This window comes from Rhodanobacter umsongensis, assembly GCF_042654965.1.
Classification (GTDB): domain Bacteria; phylum Pseudomonadota; class Gammaproteobacteria; order Xanthomonadales; family Rhodanobacteraceae; genus Rhodanobacter; species Rhodanobacter umsongensis.
In genome coordinates this window covers 214,894-233,053 of sequence record NZ_JBHSMK010000004.1, presented here as the reverse complement: position 1 = coordinate 233,053, position 18,160 = coordinate 214,894, and the positions used below count along the sequence as shown (strand labels likewise).

16 protein-coding genes are annotated in these 18,160 nt (G+C 66.9%); 5 read left to right on the top strand and 11 right to left on the bottom strand.

Features of this window, described 5'->3' with window-relative positions:
• The first annotated feature begins 83 nt into the window (after positions 1-83).
• Together ACFPME_RS08415 and ACFPME_RS08410 are read left to right on the top strand one after the other, a co-directional pair.
• A complete protein-coding gene (locus ACFPME_RS08415; RefSeq protein ID WP_377304094.1) occupies positions 84-1,001 on the top strand; it encodes a recombination-associated protein RdgC in 918 nt (305 codons plus the stop codon).
• 115 nt (positions 1,002-1,116) lie between these two features.
• Positions 1,117-1,887 (top strand): M48 family metallopeptidase, encoded by a 771-nt coding sequence (locus ACFPME_RS08410; protein ID WP_377304092.1) that lies wholly within the window; start codon positions 1,117-1,119, stop codon positions 1,885-1,887.
• 45 nt (positions 1,888-1,932) lie between these two features.
• Here ACFPME_RS08410 and ACFPME_RS08405 read toward each other — a convergent pair whose 3' ends face one another.
• From ACFPME_RS08405 to ACFPME_RS08390, 4 genes are all read right to left on the bottom strand, one after another.
• Positions 1,933-2,475 (bottom strand): sterol desaturase family protein, encoded by a 543-nt coding sequence (locus ACFPME_RS08405; RefSeq protein WP_377304090.1) that lies wholly within the window; start codon positions 2,473-2,475, stop codon positions 1,933-1,935.
• A 206-nt stretch (positions 2,476-2,681) separates the two neighbouring features.
• Complete coding sequence (locus ACFPME_RS08400) at positions 2,682-3,626, bottom strand: alpha/beta fold hydrolase (RefSeq protein WP_377304391.1); 945 nt, start codon at positions 3,624-3,626, stop codon at positions 2,682-2,684.
• A gap of 255 nt (positions 3,627-3,881) precedes the next feature.
• Positions 3,882-5,738 carry a M1 family metallopeptidase gene (locus ACFPME_RS08395; protein WP_377304087.1) on the bottom strand — a complete coding sequence of 619 codons (1,857 nt, stop codon included), beginning with the start codon at positions 5,736-5,738 and terminating at the stop codon, positions 3,882-3,884.
• Positions 5,739-5,812: 74 nt separating this feature from the next.
• Entirely contained in the window at positions 5,813-6,454 is a 642-nt protein-coding gene (locus ACFPME_RS08390) for a glutathione S-transferase family protein (protein WP_377304085.1), read from the bottom strand.
• A 233-nt stretch (positions 6,455-6,687) separates the two neighbouring features.
• Between ACFPME_RS08390 and ACFPME_RS08385 the strand changes: the two genes are divergently transcribed.
• Positions 6,688-8,856, top strand: coding sequence for a hypothetical protein (locus ACFPME_RS08385; RefSeq protein WP_377304083.1), 2,169 nt, complete (start codon positions 6,688-6,690; stop codon positions 8,854-8,856).
• 14 nt (positions 8,857-8,870) lie between these two features.
• On the opposite strand, the gene pip is transcribed toward ACFPME_RS08385, so the two are convergent.
• The 3 genes from pip to ACFPME_RS08370 form a co-directional block, all read right to left on the bottom strand.
• The gene (gene pip, locus ACFPME_RS08380) at positions 8,871-9,824 is read right to left on the bottom strand and encodes a prolyl aminopeptidase (protein WP_377304081.1); all 954 of its coding nucleotides are present in this window, start codon (positions 9,822-9,824) and stop codon (positions 8,871-8,873) included.
• Positions 9,825-9,851: 27 nt separating this feature from the next.
• On the bottom strand, positions 9,852-11,558 hold the full coding sequence (acpA, locus tag ACFPME_RS08375) for an acid phosphatase (protein ID WP_377304079.1): 1,707 nt from the start codon (positions 11,556-11,558) through the stop codon (positions 9,852-9,854).
• A gap of 189 nt (positions 11,559-11,747) precedes the next feature.
• Complete coding sequence (locus tag ACFPME_RS08370) at positions 11,748-12,242, bottom strand: Lrp/AsnC family transcriptional regulator (protein ID WP_377304077.1); 495 nt, start codon at positions 12,240-12,242, stop codon at positions 11,748-11,750.
• Positions 12,243-12,364: 122 nt separating this feature from the next.
• Between ACFPME_RS08370 and ACFPME_RS08365 the strand changes: the two genes are divergently transcribed.
• Both ACFPME_RS08365 and ACFPME_RS08360 read left to right on the top strand, forming a co-directional pair.
• Positions 12,365-13,285 (top strand): DMT family transporter, encoded by a 921-nt coding sequence (locus tag ACFPME_RS08365; protein WP_377304074.1) that lies wholly within the window; start codon positions 12,365-12,367, stop codon positions 13,283-13,285.
• 10 nt (positions 13,286-13,295) lie between these two features.
• A complete protein-coding gene (locus tag ACFPME_RS08360) occupies positions 13,296-13,595 on the top strand; it encodes a cupin domain-containing protein (protein WP_377304072.1) in 300 nt (99 codons plus the stop codon).
• A 35-nt stretch (positions 13,596-13,630) separates the two neighbouring features.
• On the opposite strand, the gene ACFPME_RS08355 is transcribed toward ACFPME_RS08360, so the two are convergent.
• From ACFPME_RS08355 to plsB, 4 genes are all read right to left on the bottom strand, one after another.
• The gene (locus ACFPME_RS08355) at positions 13,631-14,245 is read right to left on the bottom strand and encodes an FmdE family protein (RefSeq protein WP_377304070.1); all 615 of its coding nucleotides are present in this window, start codon (positions 14,243-14,245) and stop codon (positions 13,631-13,633) included.
• A 13-nt stretch (positions 14,246-14,258) separates the two neighbouring features.
• Positions 14,259-14,525 carry a DUF2249 domain-containing protein gene (locus tag ACFPME_RS08350; RefSeq protein WP_377304068.1) on the bottom strand — a complete coding sequence of 89 codons (267 nt, stop codon included), beginning with the start codon at positions 14,523-14,525 and terminating at the stop codon, positions 14,259-14,261.
• 96 nt (positions 14,526-14,621) lie between these two features.
• Positions 14,622-15,392 carry a bifunctional demethylmenaquinone methyltransferase/2-methoxy-6-polyprenyl-1,4-benzoquinol methylase UbiE gene (ubiE, locus tag ACFPME_RS08345; RefSeq protein WP_377304066.1) on the bottom strand — a complete coding sequence of 257 codons (771 nt, stop codon included), beginning with the start codon at positions 15,390-15,392 and terminating at the stop codon, positions 14,622-14,624.
• 46 nt (positions 15,393-15,438) lie between these two features.
• The gene (gene plsB, locus ACFPME_RS08340) at positions 15,439-18,147 is read right to left on the bottom strand and encodes a glycerol-3-phosphate 1-O-acyltransferase PlsB (protein ID WP_377304064.1); all 2,709 of its coding nucleotides are present in this window, start codon (positions 18,145-18,147) and stop codon (positions 15,439-15,441) included.
• Positions 18,148-18,160: the final 13 nt, after the last annotated feature.

The following is an 18,160-nucleotide window of genomic DNA, read 5'->3' as shown; positions in this document are numbered from 1 at the left end:
AGTCATACGTCGTCATTCCGGCTTGCGCCGGAGTGACCATCAAGCAAACCCCGCCTTCGGGCCGCACCTCATCCGGACATTGAATGTTTTTTCGCAATCTCACGCTGTTCCGCTTTTCCCCCACCGTAGCCACTGATCTGAACCGCCTCGACGACGCGCTGGCCGAACACCGGCTGCGGCCATGCGGGCCACTGGAAATGTTCACCAAGGGCTTCGTGCCGCCGGTCGGCCGCGGCGAGGCCGAGCCGCTCACGCATACGGTGAAGCAGTGCATCCTGCTCACCGTCGGCGGCGAGGACAAACTGCTGCCGGCCGCGGTGATCAACGACGAGCTGCATCGCAAGGTGCAGAAGATCGCCGAAGAGGAGGGCCGCAAGGTCGGCGGCCGCGAGCGCAAGCGGATCAAGGAGGATCTGCTCAACGAGTTGCTGCCGCGCGCCTTCGTGCGCAACTCGCGGATGTCGGCCTACGTCGACAAGAAAAACGGCTGGTTGGTGCTGGACACGTCCAGCCGCAAGTCGGCCGAGAATGCGCTGACCCAGATCCGCGAGGCGCTCGGCAGCTTCCCGGCGGTACCGCTGGCGCCGGAGGAAGGTCCGCGCGTGCTGATGACCGACTGGCTGTCCACCGGCAACCTGCCGGCCGGGCTGACTCTGGGCGACGAATGCGAACTGCGAGATCCGGCCACCGCCACCGGCGCGATCGCCCGCTGCCGCCGGCAGGATCTCGATGCCGAGGAGGTCAAGGAGCACCTGCGCAACGGCAAGCAGGTATTCCTGCTGGGACTGACCTTCGACGACCGCATCAGCTTCGTGCTGGGCGAGGACCTGGTCATCCGCAAGCTGAAGTTCCTCGACGTGGTGATGGACGAGCTGGGCGACAGCCAGCAGGACGCCCAGGCCGAGCTGGACGCCAGTTTTGCGCTGCTGACGCTGGAGCTGGAGCGCCTGCTGGGCAAGCTGGAAGAATGGTTCGGGCTGCCGCGTCCAGCCGATAGCTGAACGAGAAATCCATTCCCGTTTCACCAACGGCCGCGCCATACTGGGAGTCCGGCCGTTCGCAGGCGGTTCGGATTCCGTCCCCACGAACCACGGCGAGGTGCCGACCGGCAGCATCATGGCGCAGCATCTGGAAGGCGATTGGCTGGAACTGGCGACCGTAGGCGGCAGCATCATCCGGGTGCTGAAAGCCGCCCATCCGCGCGCGCGCCGGTTGCGCCTGACCATCACGGCCAAGGGTGCCCGGGTGACCTACCCCAACGGCACCCATCCGGCGCAGGTCAGCGCGTTCCTGCGCACTCACGCCGATTGGCTGGAGCAGAAGCTCGACGAGCTGAACCTGATCGTGAAGCCGTTGCCGCCGCTGCGCGTGGGTTATGCGTGCACGTTTCCGCTGCGTGGCGACTTGGCCGAGCTGGACTGGGCCGAGGGTGCCTATCCAAAGATCGAATCGCATGAAACCGGGTTGACCCTGGTGATCCCGCGCCCGCATACCCGGGCGCTGCCGATTGCCCGCGGCCTGCTCGCCTCGCACCTGGAAGCGCTGATCCGCCGCGACGTCTCGCGCTGGCTGGCCAGCTACGTGCCCCAGCTGGGCCTGGCGCCCACCGCGCTGAGGATCCGTCCCATGAAAAGCCTGTGGGGCAGCCTCGATACCCGTGACCGCATCAACCTCGATCTGGCGCTGGCGCTGGCTCCGCCGCCCGCGTTGCGCTATGTGCTGGTGCACGAACTGTGCCACCTCAAGGTGCGCAACCATTCGCCGCGATTCTGGACGCAGGTGGAACATCTGTTCCCGGACTGGCGTGAGCAACGCAACTGGTTGCGCCAGCATGGCGCCATCCTCAAGGCGGAACTCGATCGCCTGATCGATGACGTCGCCGACTGATCGCGAAGCGGCGGCAGGAACAACCGCCCTGGAACGGCGCTTCGGTCAGTGCTTGCGGGCCTGCCGCACGTAACGCGTACCCAACAGCACGTCCCAGAGCGGGGTGGTGAGGCCGAAGTTGCTGTCAGGGTGATAGTGGTGCACGTGGTGCGCGCCGGCCCAGCGACGCAACCATGGCTGCTTGAAGCGCACGTGATGGATGATGAAGTGGCTCAGCCCGTAGATGATGTAGCCGAAGGTGATCGCGCCGGCCATCAGCAAGGCAAAGCCCGTGGGCATGACCAGTGCAAACATGCCGGCCAGGGTGAGCAGCACCACCGCGGGCAGGAAGAACGGCAGCGAGTCGTAGCCGAGCGGCTGCTCATGATGTGTGCGGTGGCCCTGCTCGAACAGCGGAACGCGCGTGTGGAACATCCAGCGGTGAAAGAAATACTCGATGAAGCTGAAGGCGAACAGGCCCAGTCCGACGGCCAGCAAGGCAGTCCAGCGGCTGCCCGCGTGCAGGCGCCAGCCCTCGACCACCAGCAGCCCACCCAGCATGGTATCCACGCCGAGCTCAGCCCAGTAGTTGGTGCGGGTGCGCGACATCCGCACGATCGCGTCAACGCCTGAACGTATAAAGCTTTGCTTCATCGGTTGCTGCATCGTTCCGTTTTCATGCAAGGAAGCAGGGCTGGTTGCTGAGGCAACGGATTCCATTCTCCCATGTTGTCACCCGCAATTCACAATGATGTGCTCGGGACAGCTGACTCGCACGTGACCGGCTACCGCGGCCGGCCGGGCTGGTCCCGGATTCAATGCGACAGCGCGAACCCGGTCAGGATCTGCGCGGTCTGCTCGGGCCTTTCCAGCATCGGCATGTGGTTGCAGCCATTGATCACGCTGGTGCTGATCGCGCTGGCGGCGCTCAGGCCGTTGCGCAGGCTGTCCAGCGCGGAGATGTCGACGATCCGGTCGTCATGGCACCACAATCCCAGCACCGGCATGCCCAGCTGGCCAAGCCGGTCTTGCACGGCGAGGTATTGCGATGGCTCGCGCAGCTCGCTGAAGCTGCGGCGGATGAAGGCGTGGTCCTGCTGGTTGCGTTTGACCAGCACGTCGACAAAACGGCCGGGAAGATCCAGCGGCTGGTTGAACGCCAGCGCGGTGGCGCGGGCAAAGCCGGCGCGGTCGTCGTAGACGAACGGGTTCGTGCCGGCCAGCGCGGCGCGATCGAATGCATTCGACCTGGCCTTCAGGCCGAAGCTGTCCAGCAGCGCCAGTTCGGCGACGTGCTCGGGATGGTCGCTGGCGTACGCCGCGGCGATGGCGCCGCCTACCGAGTGGCCGACCAGCACGAAGCGCGGCAGCCGCAGCGCCTGCACGAACGCATCCAGCCGGGCGGCCTGGGCATCGATGGTGTAGCTGGCGTCTGCCACGCGCGAGGACTCGCCCCAGCCAGGCAGGTCTGGAATGATCAGGTGGAAATGCGGCGTGAGCCATCGGGCCACCGGCAGCCACACATTCTTGTCCGCGGCGAAACCGTGCAGCAGCACGATGGTCGGGCCGTCGCCACCTTCGTAATAGGCCCAGCGGGTGTCGCCTGCCTGCACCGAGTGCGCTTCCAGATGCGCAGCCATCGCCTCGCGCTTGAAGTTCGCCTGCATCAGCCATTGTGGGGCAAACAGATAACTGCCGCCCAGCACGATCGCCAGCAACGCGACCAGCCACGCCAGGAATTTCAGTCGGCGCAACAGCATGCGTTTCCAGAGCGGGGTGGCGGCGTCGATGGCTTGGGGCATGTGGATGTCGACCGGTGGTGTGGAGACGGAAACGGGGGAGACGGAACGTCACTGTTCGGCCCTGACCTGGGCGCGACGGGCGGCCGCGGGGCCGCGGCGAAGGGGTGGCCCCGCAGCCCCCATGGCCCTCAAGCAGCGCCATCCTTGGCCGCCCCGCGCGCGCCGCGCTACGTTCTCGCGGCGCGAACGGTGAGGCCGGGCGCTGCGGCCAGCTCAGTGCTTGGCGGCCTTCGCCTTGGCGAGGATGCCTTCGACCGCCTGCTGGGTCATCGGGTGATACCCCGGCCGCGCCTTGGCATAGACCTGCTCGGCGTAGGCCAGGCCTTCCGGGGTCTTCACGAACGCCTTGTACAGCGGTGTGGTGAGATACAAGCGGCCGATGCGCACCATATGTTCGGCGGCCGCCGGCCATGCGGCCTTGTCGCCAGCGGCGATCGCATGGCTGTACCAGCGCATGCCGATCTCGGCGTTCGGCGTGCCGGTGAGGTGCCAGGCGGCATCAAGTTGCTGCAGCTTGTCCAGGGGTGCCACGTCGGGCAGGCGGTCGAGGAAGTACATCCACTCCTGCGTGTTCCAGCTCTTGGCGTCGAGCTTGTCGGCGGCCAGTTTGCCGGCGAGGAAATCCGTGCGTTCGCGGTCGATCGCGTTGAAGCGCGGCGAGTCCGGCAACGGCGCGTTCTTCGGGATGCCCTGGCCGTATACCCAGGCCTTGACCTCCTCCATGTCCATCTTGCCCGGGTACTTCTCGATCAGGTTCGGCTTCATGTAGCCGAGCATCTGTTCGGTGGTGATGCTCTGGAACGCGAAGTGGCGGAAGTAGCCCTTCAGGTACGCGTCGAAATTGTCGCGGCCGAAGCGCTGTTCCAACGTGCGCAACAACCACGAGCCCTTGTCGTAGGCCACGTCGGACAGCGCATCGTCGGCGCCGATGCCGCGCGGATCGGGCGCCAGCTTCTGCGCGTTGGCCGGCATCGCACCGATGCTCTTCTGCAACGCGTGCGCCGACAGCAGCGCCTCCTCGTCGGCCAGCGCCCTGCCATACACCGCCTCGGTGATGCGGCCCTGCACGTAGGTGGTGAAACCCTCGTTGAGCCAGATGTCGCGCCAGGCGGCGCTGGTCACCAGGTTGCCCGACCACGAGTGCGCCAGTTCGTGCGAGACCAGCGAGACGAGGCTTTTGTCGCCGACCAGCACGGTCGGCGTGGCGAAGGTCATGTTCGGGTTCTCCATGCCGCCGAACGGGAAGGATGGCGGCAGCACCAGGATGTCGTAGCGGTCCCAGGCGTACGGGCCGTACAGCTGCTCGGTGGCGGCGATCAGCTTCTCGGTGTCCTCGAATTCATGCGCGGCCTTGGCCACCACCGACGGCTCTGCATAGACGGCCGAACGCGGCCCGGTTTCCTTCACTGCGATGTCGCCCGCGCCGAGCGCCAGCAGGTAGGACGGAATCGGGTGCGGCTGGTCGAAGCTGAAGTCGCCGTTCAACGGATGCTTCGCGTCGTTGATCGCGCTCATCACCACGCGCACGTCCGTCGGCGCGCGGACGTGCGCGTGGTAGGTGAAACGGATCGCCGGCGAATCCTGCAGCGGCACCCACGAGCGCGCGTGGATCGATTCGGATTGCGAAAACATGAACGGCAGTTTCCTGTCGGAGGTCTGCGCCGGCGTCAGCCACTGCAGGCCGGATGCCTCGGGCGAGGTGGTGTAGACGATGCGCACCTGCGCCGGATGCTTCGGCGTGACGATGGTCAGCTTGCTGCCGAGCTGCTTGTCGCGTGGCGCCAGCGCATAACTCAGCGGCGTGGCCTTGCCGTCGGCGGCCAGCGCCTCGACCCTGGCGATCTTCAGGTCACGCGTATCCAGTACCAGCGATTGCGCCTTCGGGTTCATCCAGTCCAGCTTCAGCGTGGCCAGGCCGTCGAGCTGCTTGTGCGGAAAGTCGATGGTCAGATCGAGATCCAGATGGGTCACGCGCACCTGGTCGGGTTGGGCGTAGGAGTCCGGATCGTTGGCATAGGCGGCCAGAGGCAGCATCAGCATGCCGAAGACAAGGGCGGGGAGCAGGCGCATGGGGAACTCTCGGGCCGGAAAGCGCCGAGTATGCCATCGGCGCCGCTGCCGTCGCCCGTGGCGAAAGCCCCGGGTCAGCTCAGCTCGAGCGTCGAGTACGGATCGATCGAATACGGATGCGTGATGGCTAGGAAGCCCGGCTGGGCCTCGACCCGCGCGATCCACGCACGAAAGTGCGGGTACATATCCAGCGACAGGCCGGCTTCCTCCGCACGGCTGGCATAGGCGAATACCGCCATGTCGGCGATGGTGTAGCGGTCGGCGGCAATGAACGGCCGTGTCGACAGTTCGCTTTCGAGGATGCCCAGCGATCGCACGGCGCCGCTGCGCTTGGCCTCGATCATCTCCGGCGAGCGACGCGCCAGCTTGCCGGTCATCGTCCAGTGACGCAGCGAGCCGATCACCGATTCCACCCGCTCCTGCTCGAAATGCAGCCATTGCTGCACTTTCGCGCGCCCGAACGGATCGGCTGGCAGGTACGGCGTGCCGTCGGCCAGGTACAGGAGGATCGCATTCGACTCGGCCAGCACGCGGCCGTCCTCCAGCTGGATCGCCGGCACCGTGCCCGTCGGGTTGATGCGCCGGTACTGCGCGGTCTGGCCTTCGCCTTCGAAGATGCTGACCGGCACGGTTCGGTAGGGTCGCCCGAGATGGCTCAACAGCAGGCGTACCTTCCATGCATTCTGCGAGGGCAGGTAGTCGAACAGCGTCAGCATGGCGTGCATTCCCGTTTAGAAGAAGTTGGGGCCAGTGTGGATGGCGCCATCGTTCCGAGCCATCCGTTTCTTGCGCCGGTCCAACGTCGCCGTGATCAATCGCCGGGTTTCCAACGGGCCTGTTGGCACTCCGCACGGGGGAACCGCCCGCTCCACCACGCCATCACGCGAAGCTCGCCATGCTGGACCGTCCACGCCGCGAACCGAGTCTGATGCGCACATTGTCTGCACCCATGCGTCGACTGCTGTGGCTGTTGGGTGTGCTGTATGCGCTTTATCTGATCGGCGGCAATCTCTTTCTCAATAGTCCACTGGCTTCGGCGGAGGTCAACCGCAAGCCGGAAGTCTTTCATGCGCAGTGGACCTGGGCGTGGACGCTGTGGCCGGGGGATATCCATGCGCATGGTCTGCGGCTGCATGGCCAGGCGCGACAATTGCTGTGGAGCGCGCAAGGCGATGCAGCGAGCGGCCGCATCATGCTGTGGCCACTGCTTCGGCATCAATTGCGCCTTGGCCCGGTCCGCACCTCGGCGGTGAGCCTCGACATCCAGCCGACCACGATCGATCTCAAGCCGCCGCCATGGCGGCGCGATGCGTGGCGCATCACGGCCGATCGCGTCAGCACGCTGTCGTTGCGACAGGTGCGCCTGGGTGCCCTGGTCGCCGAGGGTGACGGCGAGGCCGAGCTCGGCTTCACCCATCAATTGCGCGGCGGTTCGACGGCCATTTTCCCTTCGCACGTCTTGATGCCGAACGCGCGCGTGCACTACGCCCGACGGGAGCTGCTGCGCGATGCCAGGCTGGACGTCCATTTTGCGTTCGATCCCTTCACCCACGATCAGTTGCCGGGCTGGCAGAAACTCGAGCGCGCGAAGATCCATGCCGTGATCGAAGGCACCACGCCGGCGATCGCGCTGGGTGCCGACAAGGCCGCTGCGCTCGCGACCAGGCGGTCGTCGCAGGGCGGTCACCTGAGCGCGGATTTGTTGCTGGATCACGGTACCCTGGCGCCAGGCGGACGCCTGCAATGGAACGCGCCGGTAGCCATCACCGATGCCGACGGAACCCAGCAGCAGCGCCGCGGTCAGCTCGATCTTGCAGTGCAGGCCGCTGCCGTGATGGTCGACGCGCGGATTCCGCCACCCGCGGGCCCCGGCGGCGCCACGGCGCCGAACCAGTTGGAAGCGCACCTGCAGTTTGCCAGCCGGCACGTGTTCCCGCGGCGTTCGGCCAGCGAGGTGCTGCGGCTGCTTTCCGGCAGCGTTGAGGGCCGCTGGCACTTCGCCTCGCTGGGCTGGCTGACGCCGCTGGCGATGTCCAGGCCCTGGCTGCGACTGGACGGCGCAGGCGATATCGTCGGCGCCTTGCGGATCGATGCCGGGCGGCTGGCGCCTGGCACGCGTGTCGACGTGCCGAAGGCGGCACTGGTGGCGAACATCCTCGACAACGTGTTCGCCGGCGCTGCGCAGGCGCGCGCTCGTGTCGTGGCCGGCGCGGGTGGCGCGCGGCTGCTGGCGGATCTCGCCGTGGAGCGTTTCACGCTGGCCCCGCGAATGGCGGCAGGCCAGGCCTATCTGCGCGGCCGCGCGCTGCAGGTGAACCTGCAGTCGTCGGATGACCTGGCCAGGTTCCGCGAAGCGTTCACGGCGCGGCTGCACTTTGCCGATGCGGATATTCCCGACCTGCGCGCCTACAACCGCTATTTGCCCGGCAAGAGCCTGTATTTCCTGCAGGGTACCGGCCGCATGTCGACCGACTTCAGCATCGATGGCCACGGCGATGTGAGTGCCGGCCGCATGCAGATGAGCAGCGCCGCCGCACGACTGGCGCTCGGCGTATCGCGGCTGGCCGGCAAGCTCACGATGGATACGCGGATCGATCGCGCCCAGCGCGCCGGCCATGCCTTCGAGCTGAAGAATTTCACGCTGAACCTGGATGGCGTGCGTGTGGAGGGTTCCAGCGCGCCGCCGTGGTGGGCCAGGGTGACCCTGCAGCAGGGGCGCCTGGACTGGGATCACCCCATGCGTTTGCGCGGCAGCGCCACGCTGGTGATGAAGGATGTCAGCCTGCTGCTTTCGCTGTTCGCCGATCGCAGTGCGTTCCCCTCATGGATCGCCAACCTGATCAACGTCGGCCAGGCCACTGCGCATGCCCGGGTCGAAGCGCAGCGTGGCGATTTCATCCTCGATCATCTGGTGGGGAGCAACGAGCGCATCGACGTGTTTGCGCATCTGCGCGTGAGCGACGGCAAGCCCAGTGGGGATCTGTATGCGCGCTGGGGCGTGCTGGGCCTTGGCGTGGCGCTGGCCGACGGCAAGCGCCACTTCCATCTGCTGCATGCCCGGCGTTGGTACCAGGCACAGCCGGACCTGCTTCCGGCAGAAGCCACCTCGGCGCCGTGAGCGCGCGGGCCGGTCTAGGCGTAGCGATCGGCCAGCCGATCGGTGGCCCGCACCAGCTGGTCGACGATCGCCGGGTCGGCCGCGCTGTGGCCGGCCAGCACCACGTGCAGGGTCGCTTGCGGCCACGCCCGGCTCAGGTCCCACGCGCTGCGCACCGGACAGATGATGTCGTAGCGGCCATGCACGATGGTGGCGGGGATGTGCCGGATACGATCGATGCCGCGCAGCAGCTGGTCGGGTTCGAGAAAGATCGCATGGCGAAAATAATGCGCTTCCATCACGGCCAGGCTGACCGCCTTGTGCGGGTCCTCGAAATCGCCACTGCCGTCGGGATCGTGCAGCAGCGTGGTGCTGCCGCCTTCCCATGCGCTCCACGCCTTTGCGGCGGCAAGACGCACCGCTTCGTCATTGCTGGTCAGGCGGCGCCAGTAGGCGTCCAGCATCGACTCGCGCTCCCCGTGCGGGATGAAATCGAGGAATCGGGCCCAGCGCTCGGGGAAAATCTGCGAGGCGCCGCCGTCGATTTCGTTGAACCAGCGCAGCTCTTGCGGGCGACCCAGAAAGATGCCGCGCAATACCAGGCCGAGCACGCGTTCGGGATGCGCCTGTGCATAGGCCAGCGCCAGCGTCGAGCCCCACGAACCACCGAACACCACCCAGCGCTCGATGCCGAGCTGTTCGCGGATCCTCTCGATGTCGGCGACCAGGTGCCACGTGGTGTTGTCGACGAGCTCGGCGAACGGCGTGGACTGGCCGGCACCGCGCTGGTCGAACAGCACGATGCGGTAGCGCGACGGGTCGAAGAAGCGCCGGTGGTAAGTGGCCAGCCCCGCGCCGGGGCCGCCGTGCAGGAACACCACCGGCAAGCCGTCGGGGTTGCCGCACTCCTCCACGTGCAGCGTATGCAGCGGATCGACCGCGAGACGGTGGGTCTGGTAAGGCTCGATGTCGGGGTACATCTGGCGCATCGGAAGGTCGTCCTTTGAGTGGGGTGATCAGCTGGCGTCGAACTGCAGGGCGGCGGTGAGGTCGCCCGGTGGCGGTCCGCCGGCGGCGATCATGGCGGCATCGCGCAGCTTGAGTCCGGGCAGCTGCTTCAGCCCGAAGCGGCGGGTGATGAAACGCAGGATCGAGCCGGTGTCGTAGATGGTGTGGTCGACGAACCCCTTCTTCGCGAAAGGCGACACGATCAAGGCGGGAACGCGCGTGCCAGGTCCCCAGCGATCACCCCTGGGCGGCGCCACGTGGTCCCACCAGCCACCGTTCTCGTCCACCGTGATCACCACCAGCATGTGCGGCCACTGCGGGCTCTTCTGCAGCGCTTCGACCACTTGCGTCAGATGCTCGTCGCCCGCTGCCACGCTGGAATAGCCGGCATGCATGTTGAGATCGCCCTGCGGTTTGTAGAAGGACACGGGCGGCAGCGTGCCGGTCTCGATCGCGGCGATGAAGTGGTTGCTGTCGGCGCGGCTGCCGACGCCGGCGTCGCGCAGGTGCTGTTGCCGCGCCGAGGTGCCCGGCGCGAACTGGCGGAAGTAGTTGAACGGCTGGTGATGGATCTGGAAATTCGGGACTTCCGGAAACACCCGGTGGTCGCCATCGCCGTGGCCGTCCAGCGCAAGCTGCCAGCCGCCGGCGTACCACGCCCAGTCGACCCCGGCCTGCGACAGCGCATCGCCGATGGTGAGGTGCGCCTGGGGCGGAAGGGTGGTCGGGCTGGTGGCGTCGGCGCGCAGCGGATCGTGCTTGTCGTGGGTGAAGGCCGGCGCGTAGGCCGGCCCCATCGTGTTGACAGCCCAGAAATCGGGTGTGAGCGCGTCGGGTGCGGCGAACTCCGCGCGGCCCTGCATCGCGCTGGCCGGCGAGCCATCAGCCAGTTTCGGACGGATGCCGGTGGGGTCGTCGCCTTCCACCACGGCGATCTGGATCTTGGCCGGGCTCCGGTCGGCATCCGGATAGAACGGCGGCTGGGCGGCGGCGAGATACTGATGGTTGAGGAACGAGCCGCCAAAGGTGCCCATGAAGAAGTTGTCGCACAAGGTGTACTGCTGTGCGAGCTGCCACAGGCGCAGGTTCGCGGCGCCGTCGGCGTAGTGGCCCATGACCATCGCGCCGGTGTTACCCCAGGCAACGAAACCATCGTTGCGGCCGCCATTGATCTGCAACTGGTTTTCGTAAAAGCGATGCACCAGATCGCGGGTGACCACGCCGTGTGGCAACGGTGCACCTTCGGCGGTGTGCAACGCGAACGGCCGGTTCGGCAGGCCGGTGATCGCCTGCTCGTCGATCTGGTAATGCCGGCCATCGACGGTTTGCGCATGCGGCGCCAGGCCACCCCAGATCGGCGGCAAGGTGGCGAGCAGGCTGCCGTCGCGATCGCGCTGGCGGTATTCAGGTGCGTCGAGATTCTTCAGCGGTTGCGCCAGTCCCGGGAAATGCGCGAACAGGTTGTTGAAGCTGCGGTTCTCGGCGTACAGCACCACCACCTGCTGGATGTGCTGGCGCAGCAGCGCGTCGAGCACCGCGGCGGGCAGCTCCTGCGTGCCGGCTGCAGCCGGTCGGCTGCCATCGAGCGGCGTGCAGGCGCCCAGGGTGAGCGCGGCACCGGCCATCGCCATGCCGCCGAGAAGGCGGCGGCGTTCGGGGTTGAGCGGGGCGTCGGCGGGCGGCGCGGCTGGCTTGTCGGTCGGTTGGTCGGTCATCGGCATCGGTCAATGGGATAAGGGTGTCGGGATTGCCGTTCGGTGGCGTGCGATGGCGTCGTCGCGATGCGTGGATTCGCCGCCGCCGCTACCGCGCCGTCGGATCGAAGCCGATGATAGGCCCGAATGAAAATCGGGCTCCAGCCCATCGCGACGAATGGTGCGGAGCTTGTCCCGCCGACATGACGATCATTCGCGCGACATGGCCACCGCCGCGTTCCACATCGCCCGCGTCAGCGGTCTGTGCTCGTGCGGTGTCTGCAGCACGATCAGGGTGGTGGTGCTGTTGCTGGCGCCGGTTTTCAGCAGGCGGTCGAGCACGGATTCCAGGTGGCTGATCGACATCGCCACCACGTGCAGCAGCGCCGAGTCCTCGCCGGCCAGGCGGCGGCATTCGAGCACCTCGGGGATGTCCTCCACCAGCGCGCCGATACGCGCGCAGGTGATGCCGTCGCAGCGCAATCGAACCATGGCGCTGATGCCATAGCCCAGCCGTTTGGGATTGACGGTGGCGCGGTAGCCGCTGATCACGCCGGCCTCCTCCAGCCGTTTCACCCGCTCGGCCACCGCCGGGGCGGACAGTCGCACCTTGCGCCCCAGCTCGGCATAGCCCAGGCGGGCATCCCGTTGCAGCGCTTCCAGCAGCTGCCAGTCCTTGTCGTCCAACTCGGGTTTCGATTCCAAGGCAGGCTCCTCGTGGAAGATTTCGATCGTCGGCGAAGCGTCATGGAAACGATTCGATCCATTATTCCCCAGCGCCATCGGCAAGACTAGGATGCGCACTTCCCATCTCAGGATCCGTCCCCATGGATACTGCCCGACTCGACGGTCGCGCCCTCTGCTACATCGGCATTGCCCTGCTGACCTGGTCCTCGGCGTACGCCGCGATCGCCTACGCGCTGGCCTCCTTCTCGCCTGGCGAGGTGGCGCTGGCGCGCCTTGCGCTCGGTTCGCTGTGCTTTGCCGCGCTGATGGTTGTCAGGCGGATACCGTTGCCCGCGCGGCGCGACTGGCCGCAGCTGGCGCTGCTCGGCGTGACCGGCCTGACCGTGTATCACTTGTGCCTCAACTACGCCGAAACGCGCATCGCCAGCGGCACCGCATCGATCCTGATCTCGCTGATACCGGCCGCCACCGCGGCGGTGTCGGCGGTGTGGGTGGGCGAGAGGCTGTCACCGCGCATGCTGGCCGGCCTTGGCGTCGCCCTGGTCGGGGTGATCCTGGTGGTGCTGGCGAGCGGCAAGCAGGTGAGGTTCGAGCCGATGGCGGCGCTGGTACTCGTCAGTGTGCTGGTTTCGGCGTTCTACTGGGTCGGACAGAAACCACTGTTCGAACGCAGCAGCATGCTTGGCGTCACCGCGTTCACGTTCTTCGCGGGCACGCTCGGCGCCCTGCCATTCGGACTGCATCTGCCACAGGCACTGGAAGCCGCGCCGTGGAAGCACATCGCCGCGCTGCTCTGGCTGGGCATCGCGCCGACCTTCGTCGGCTACCTCGCGTGGAACGCCGCGCTGCGCCAGGCCTCGGCCTCGCAGGTCTCCAGCTTCATCTACTTCTCGCCGCCGATCGCGGTACTCATAGGCTGGCTCTGGCTGGGCGAACGGCCGGGTGCGCTGACTCTGGTCGGCGGCGTGATCACGGTAGCCGGGGTGGTGCTGGCGAACGCGCGGCGTCGACCCGCGCGGCCGCCCGTGGCGCAGGTCGATGCCACGTGCGAACGATGCTGAGGACGACGCGATGAGCGACCCGGTCGACTTGCATCGAAGCGCCGCGCTGCTGGACCAGGCATGGCGGTCGAAGCTGGTCGCGCGCATCGGCGACGCCAACCTCAAGCTGCTTCGCATGGATGCTCAGCCCTATCCGGCCGAGATGCACGCTTACGCAGAAGGCCTGCTTGTGCTCGATGGCGAATTGCGCCTGGACGTGGCCGGAAGGATAGTGACGGTCGGCGCGGGCGGGTTCTACCTGGTGCCGGCGGGCACGCCGCATGCGGTGGCGCCAGGCAGCAAGGGCACGTTGCTGATCCTCGACGTCTGAGCGGGCGCCGTCGCGTCGCGGCCGCATTGTATGGATCAGTGCAGCCGTGCCAGCCGCAACACCATGGGGTCGTCGGCATGATCCAGCAGCAGGCGCCGTACGCGGCCCTGCCACGCCTGCGCCAGCGCCGCGCGTTGTTCGGCGGTGGCAGCGGGCATGAGCGCGGCACCTATCAGCTCGCGCAGGTTCGCTGGCGCCGGCACCGTGGTCAGGTCCAGTTCCACCGCTACTGCGCTGCCGTTGTCGCGACGACGGAATTGCACGCCGGCAGTGTCTCCAGCGTCCGAAAACTCCAGCAGCGACTGCCGTACGAAACGCCCGCCGATGCCATGAAAGCCGTTGCGCGAAGCGGCACCGGTGATCAGCGTGAGCACCTGCGCGATCACGCCGGTGACGCCGTCGTCCTCGGCGGCCGGCATGCGCAGGGCGATGCCGCCGCGTTCGGCCGGTTCGTCCGGATATAGCGCGCGCAGCGCGGTGCGTGCCATCAGGTAGGCCCCGGCTACCGTGGGACAGGAATGGCCAGCCAGCCGCACCGCATCGATGTAGCGGTACTCCAGCATGCCGTCGCCGGTGGCGCCGAGGAAGGCGGCCAATGGATCGCGCGTCACGATGCGCGGCGCCTGGTCGTAGAACGCAGGATGGTTCATGCGCAGGCCCGGATCACTCGACCGGAAGCCCGTTGATGCCGAAGTCGATCACGATTGCGCCGGCATCGCGCTGACGATAGGTGACCGTGAGATTTTCACCGAGCCGGTCGCGCAGTTGGGCGATCAGCGGGATCGGATCGTGGTCGTTGACGAAGCGCATCGTTTCGCCCGAACGCAGCACGTCGATCGCGCCGAAGATCGCCGAATGGCGGAAGCGCCGCGCCACGCCGCGCGCGTCGAAAGTGTGGACGTTGGGTTCGATCACGGTGTCGGCAGACATGGCGAAACTCGCTGGGGAAGGGAACCCCAACATACGCCGCCGGCCTCGCCGGGCCACTGATCTGGATCAGCCGCGCGGCAACGGCCGGCTGGGTCGCTACAGCTTGTACGCCCGGTGGATCGCCACGATGCCGTTGCTCAAGTTGCGCACTTCGACGCGACCGAAGCCGGCGTGTTCCATCATGCCTTTCAGGGTCGCCTGGTCCGGATGCTTGCGGATCGACTCGGCCAGGTACTGGTAGCTGTCGGCGTCGCCGGCGAACAGCTGGCCGAGCCTGGGCAGGATCTTGAAGGAGTGGAAGTCGTACAGCTTGCCGAACGTCTCGCTCTGCACCTTGGAAAATTCCAGTACCAGCAGGCGGCCGCCGGGCTTGAGCACGCGGCAGATGTCGGCCAGCGCCTTGTCCTTGTCGGTGACGTTGCGCAGGCCGAATGCCATGGTCACCGCATCGAAACTGTTGTCCGGAAACGGCAGCGCCTCGGCGTTCAGCTGTGCCCAGCGCAGCCCGGCGACCAGGCCGCGATCGGTCATGCGATCGCGGCCGACCCCGAGCATCGCCGCGTTGATGTCGCCGACCACCACCTCGCCCTCCTCGCCCACCACGGGCCTGAGCAGCGCGGCGATATCGCCGGTGCCACCGGCCAGGTCCAGCACGCGGTCGCCGCGGCGCACACCGCTGACCGCGACAAAGTGGCGCTTCCACAACCGATGCACGCCGAATGACATCAGGTCGTTCATCAGGTCGTAGCTGCGCGCGACCGAGGTGAATACCTGGCCGACCAGCTTCTGCTTGTCGCCCACCGGCACGTCGCGGAAGCCGAAGTGCGTGGTCGAGTCCGACGGGGTCTTGGGGGATTGTTCGCTCATGCGTGCATGCTACCGGATGGCCGGCCGTGTTCCGGCCGGCGTGGTTTCAGAGAGGAAGATCGGATTGCCGCGGCTCTTCGGCATCGTCAGTGGCGGCTGTGTGCGCATGCAGCTGATGCTCGGCATCGACATGGCGCTGGTGCAGGTCCTCGCTGGAGGCATCCGAAGGCAGCCGCTCGCCGCTGCGGCGGCCCGGCATGGCCGGGGACTGGGCGCCGTCCGCGGGGATGTCGTCGTTCGAGGCTTCGGCCGGCGCGGCTCCCTTCTCGTTGCCGCCGGGCGTGATCTTCAGGATCGAATGGCGTACCTCGCGCGAAAGAATCACCCGCGCATCGCGCACCATGCCTTCGAGCGCGCTGTCGTAGTCGAGCTTGCCGGCGTCATCGGTCCACACGATGCGGCGCTCGCGCAGCTTCTGGATGAAGCCGCGGAACAGCGCCTTGTCGAAGAACTCCGGCGCGGACAGCTCGTTTAGCAGGGACAGCCGCTGCGCGGTGAGCGTGCAGGCGTTCTCCAGTTCCGCGCCAGTCATCGTGTGCGGGCCGTTCTTGGCCAGCGCGGCGATGGTGATGTAGTACCGCTCGAACGCCTGGATCAGGCTGCGCGCTATCACCTTGAGCTGGAATGCACTGTCTTCCTGGCCGGCGCTGCGTTCCAGCGTGCGGCCTTCGCTGACCGATTCGAGCAAACCGCGCCGCACGAAGAAATCGATGGTCGCCTGCAACTGGGCGGCAAAGCCCTCGCCATCCCACGGCAGAAAAAGTTCGCCCTGGATGAATGGGTAGATGATGCGGCCCAACCGCAGGACCGAGGCGCGCGCCATGCGCCGATTGTTGAGGAAGCAGCAGGCGACCCACGCCGCAGTGGCGGTCAGGTGCAGCACGTTGTTGCGGAAGTAGCTGAGCAGCACGGCCTGTTCGCCGCTCACGGTGAGCACGTCGCCCAGCGGATGCTGCACGCGCTGGATCCAGCCCATCTGTTCGCCGTAGGCAATGATCGCGGCCGGATTCATCGGGGTCAGCGTGACGCGATCGGAATACGGCAGTTCCTCCAGCAGCGTCTTGCTCAGTTCGAGCTGGGTCAGCAGGTCGCTTTCGGCCATCGCGTGCTTGGGCGTGGCCAGCAGGGCCAAGGCCAGCAGGTTGATCGGATTGACGTCGGCGGCGCGGTTGATGTTGATCTGGATCTGTTCGGTCAGCTGATCGGTCACGCCGTTGAGCCACTCCGGCTTGGCATCCGGATCGGCACTGGCCGCGCGCCAGTCGGCGCTGGCCGCGTCGAGCAACGGCGTCAGCGCGATCGGTTCCCCGAAATTCAGCGCGACATGCCCGTAGCGCTGGCGCAGCACTTTCAGTCCGCGCAGCAGGCCGAGCAGGGACTCCTTTTCCTTGGGCTGGCCGCTGAGCTCGCCCGCATAGGATTTGCCTTCCATCAGCTTTTCGTAACCGATGTAGACCGGCTGGAACAGCACCGGCCGGCGCGGTGCGCGCAGGAATGCGCGCACCGTCATCGCCAGCATGCCGGCGCGCGGCGCCAGCAGCCGGCCGGTGCGCGAGCGGCCGCCTTCGATGAAATATTCGATCGGCACGCCCCGATCGATCAGCTGGGCCAGGTACTCGTTGAACACCACCGAATACAGCGCATTGCCCTTGAAGCTGCGGCGCAGGAAGAATGCGCCGCCGCGGCGCAGGATCGGTCCGATGATCGGCAGGTTGAGGTTCACGCCGGCCGCGATGTGCGGCACCACCACGCCGGACACGTGCAGCTGATAGCTCATCAGCAGATAGTCGGCATGGCTGCGATGGCAGGGCACGTAGACCACTTCGTGACCGGGCGCGGCGGCGCGGGCCTTGTCGAAATGATGCATGGCAATGCCGTCGTACAGCTTGTTCCAGAAATTCGCCAGCAGGAACGAGACCGAACGCACCACCGGGTGCGAGTAATCCGCGGCAATCTCCAGCACCAGCGTGTGCGCCTTGCGCCAGGCCTTGGCGTGGCTGATCTTCTCCTTGGCCGCGCTGGCGGCGATCGCCGCGCGCACCGGTTCGGCATTCAGCACGGCATCGACCACGGTGCGCCGGTGCGAAAGGTCGGGCCCGATCACTGCAGCGCGAATGCGGTGGAAATGGGTGCGCAGTACCCGGGCGATCTTGCGCGTGAAGCGTTCCGGCGCGATCTCGCCGGATTCGGCCAGCACGCTGCGCAACGACACCGGCGCGGAAAAATGCACCACGGTGTCGCGGCCATTCAACAGCAGCGCCAGCAGCCGGCGGAAGCGGCCGACCATGACCCAGTTTTCCGAGAACAGCACGCGGAACCAGCCGCTGTCGCGGCTCGGCGCGCGGCCGACGTAGATCGACACCGGCACGATCTGGATGTCGCGCTCGGGCATGCCTTCCAGCGAACGCACCAGTTGCCGCAGCGGCTCGTTCGGAGCGCGCTTGCGGTTTCGGCCCAGCAGCCGGCCATCGCGCCGCGCCAGCGCGAATACCGAGCGGCGCCGACGCGTGCCGGCCAAGGGTCGCATCGGGTTGGGCAGGCCCGCTTCGCGGCAGGCGCGCTGCAGGATCAGCGCATCGGAAAAGCCGTCTCGCTCGATCACGTAGCAGACCGGCACGCCCGGCTGCAGCAACGTGGCCGGCTCCGCAGGGTCGCGGCGGATGCGCACCCAGGGCTGCAGCAACTGGCCGGCCAGGTTGAACCACCAGGGAGCGCGTGGACGGGCGGTGGAATCCGCGGTGGAGGTTGTTTGCATCCGTCTATTCTAA

Bases quoted from the DNA above. Each gene is read 5' to 3' on its own strand.
- acpA (WP_377304079.1), bottom strand. From the start codon at position 11,558: ATGACCGACCAACCGACCGACAAGCCAGCCGCGCCGCCCGCCGACGCC.
- ACFPME_RS08350 (WP_377304068.1), bottom strand. From the start codon at position 14,525: ATGTCTGCCGACACCGTGATCGAACCCAACGTCCACACTTTCGACGCG.
- ACFPME_RS08415 (WP_377304094.1), top strand. From the start codon at position 84: ATGTTTTTTCGCAATCTCACGCTGTTCCGCTTTTCCCCCACCGTAGCC.
- ACFPME_RS08405 (WP_377304090.1), bottom strand. From the start codon at position 2,475: ATGTCGCGCACCCGCACCAACTACTGGGCTGAGCTCGGCGTGGATACC.
- ACFPME_RS08395 (WP_377304087.1), bottom strand. From the start codon at position 5,738: ATGCGCCTGCTCCCCGCCCTTGTCTTCGGCATGCTGATGCTGCCTCTG.
- ACFPME_RS08365 (WP_377304074.1), top strand. From the start codon at position 12,365: ATGGATACTGCCCGACTCGACGGTCGCGCCCTCTGCTACATCGGCATT.
- ACFPME_RS08385 (WP_377304083.1), top strand. From the start codon at position 6,688: ATGCGTCGACTGCTGTGGCTGTTGGGTGTGCTGTATGCGCTTTATCTG.
- ubiE (WP_377304066.1), bottom strand. From the start codon at position 15,392: ATGAGCGAACAATCCCCCAAGACCCCGTCGGACTCGACCACGCACTTC.
- ACFPME_RS08390 (WP_377304085.1), bottom strand. From the start codon at position 6,454: ATGCTGACGCTGTTCGACTACCTGCCCTCGCAGAATGCATGGAAGGTA.
- ACFPME_RS08400 (WP_377304391.1), bottom strand. From the start codon at position 3,626: ATGCTGTTGCGCCGACTGAAATTCCTGGCGTGGCTGGTCGCGTTGCTG.
- plsB (WP_377304064.1), bottom strand. From the start codon at position 18,147: ATGCAAACAACCTCCACCGCGGATTCCACCGCCCGTCCACGCGCTCCC.
- ACFPME_RS08355 (WP_377304070.1), bottom strand. From the start codon at position 14,245: ATGAACCATCCTGCGTTCTACGACCAGGCGCCGCGCATCGTGACGCGC.
- pip (WP_377304081.1), bottom strand. From the start codon at position 9,824: ATGCGCCAGATGTACCCCGACATCGAGCCTTACCAGACCCACCGTCTC.
- ACFPME_RS08360 (WP_377304072.1), top strand. From the start codon at position 13,296: ATGAGCGACCCGGTCGACTTGCATCGAAGCGCCGCGCTGCTGGACCAG.
- ACFPME_RS08410 (WP_377304092.1), top strand. From the start codon at position 1,117: ATGGCGCAGCATCTGGAAGGCGATTGGCTGGAACTGGCGACCGTAGGC.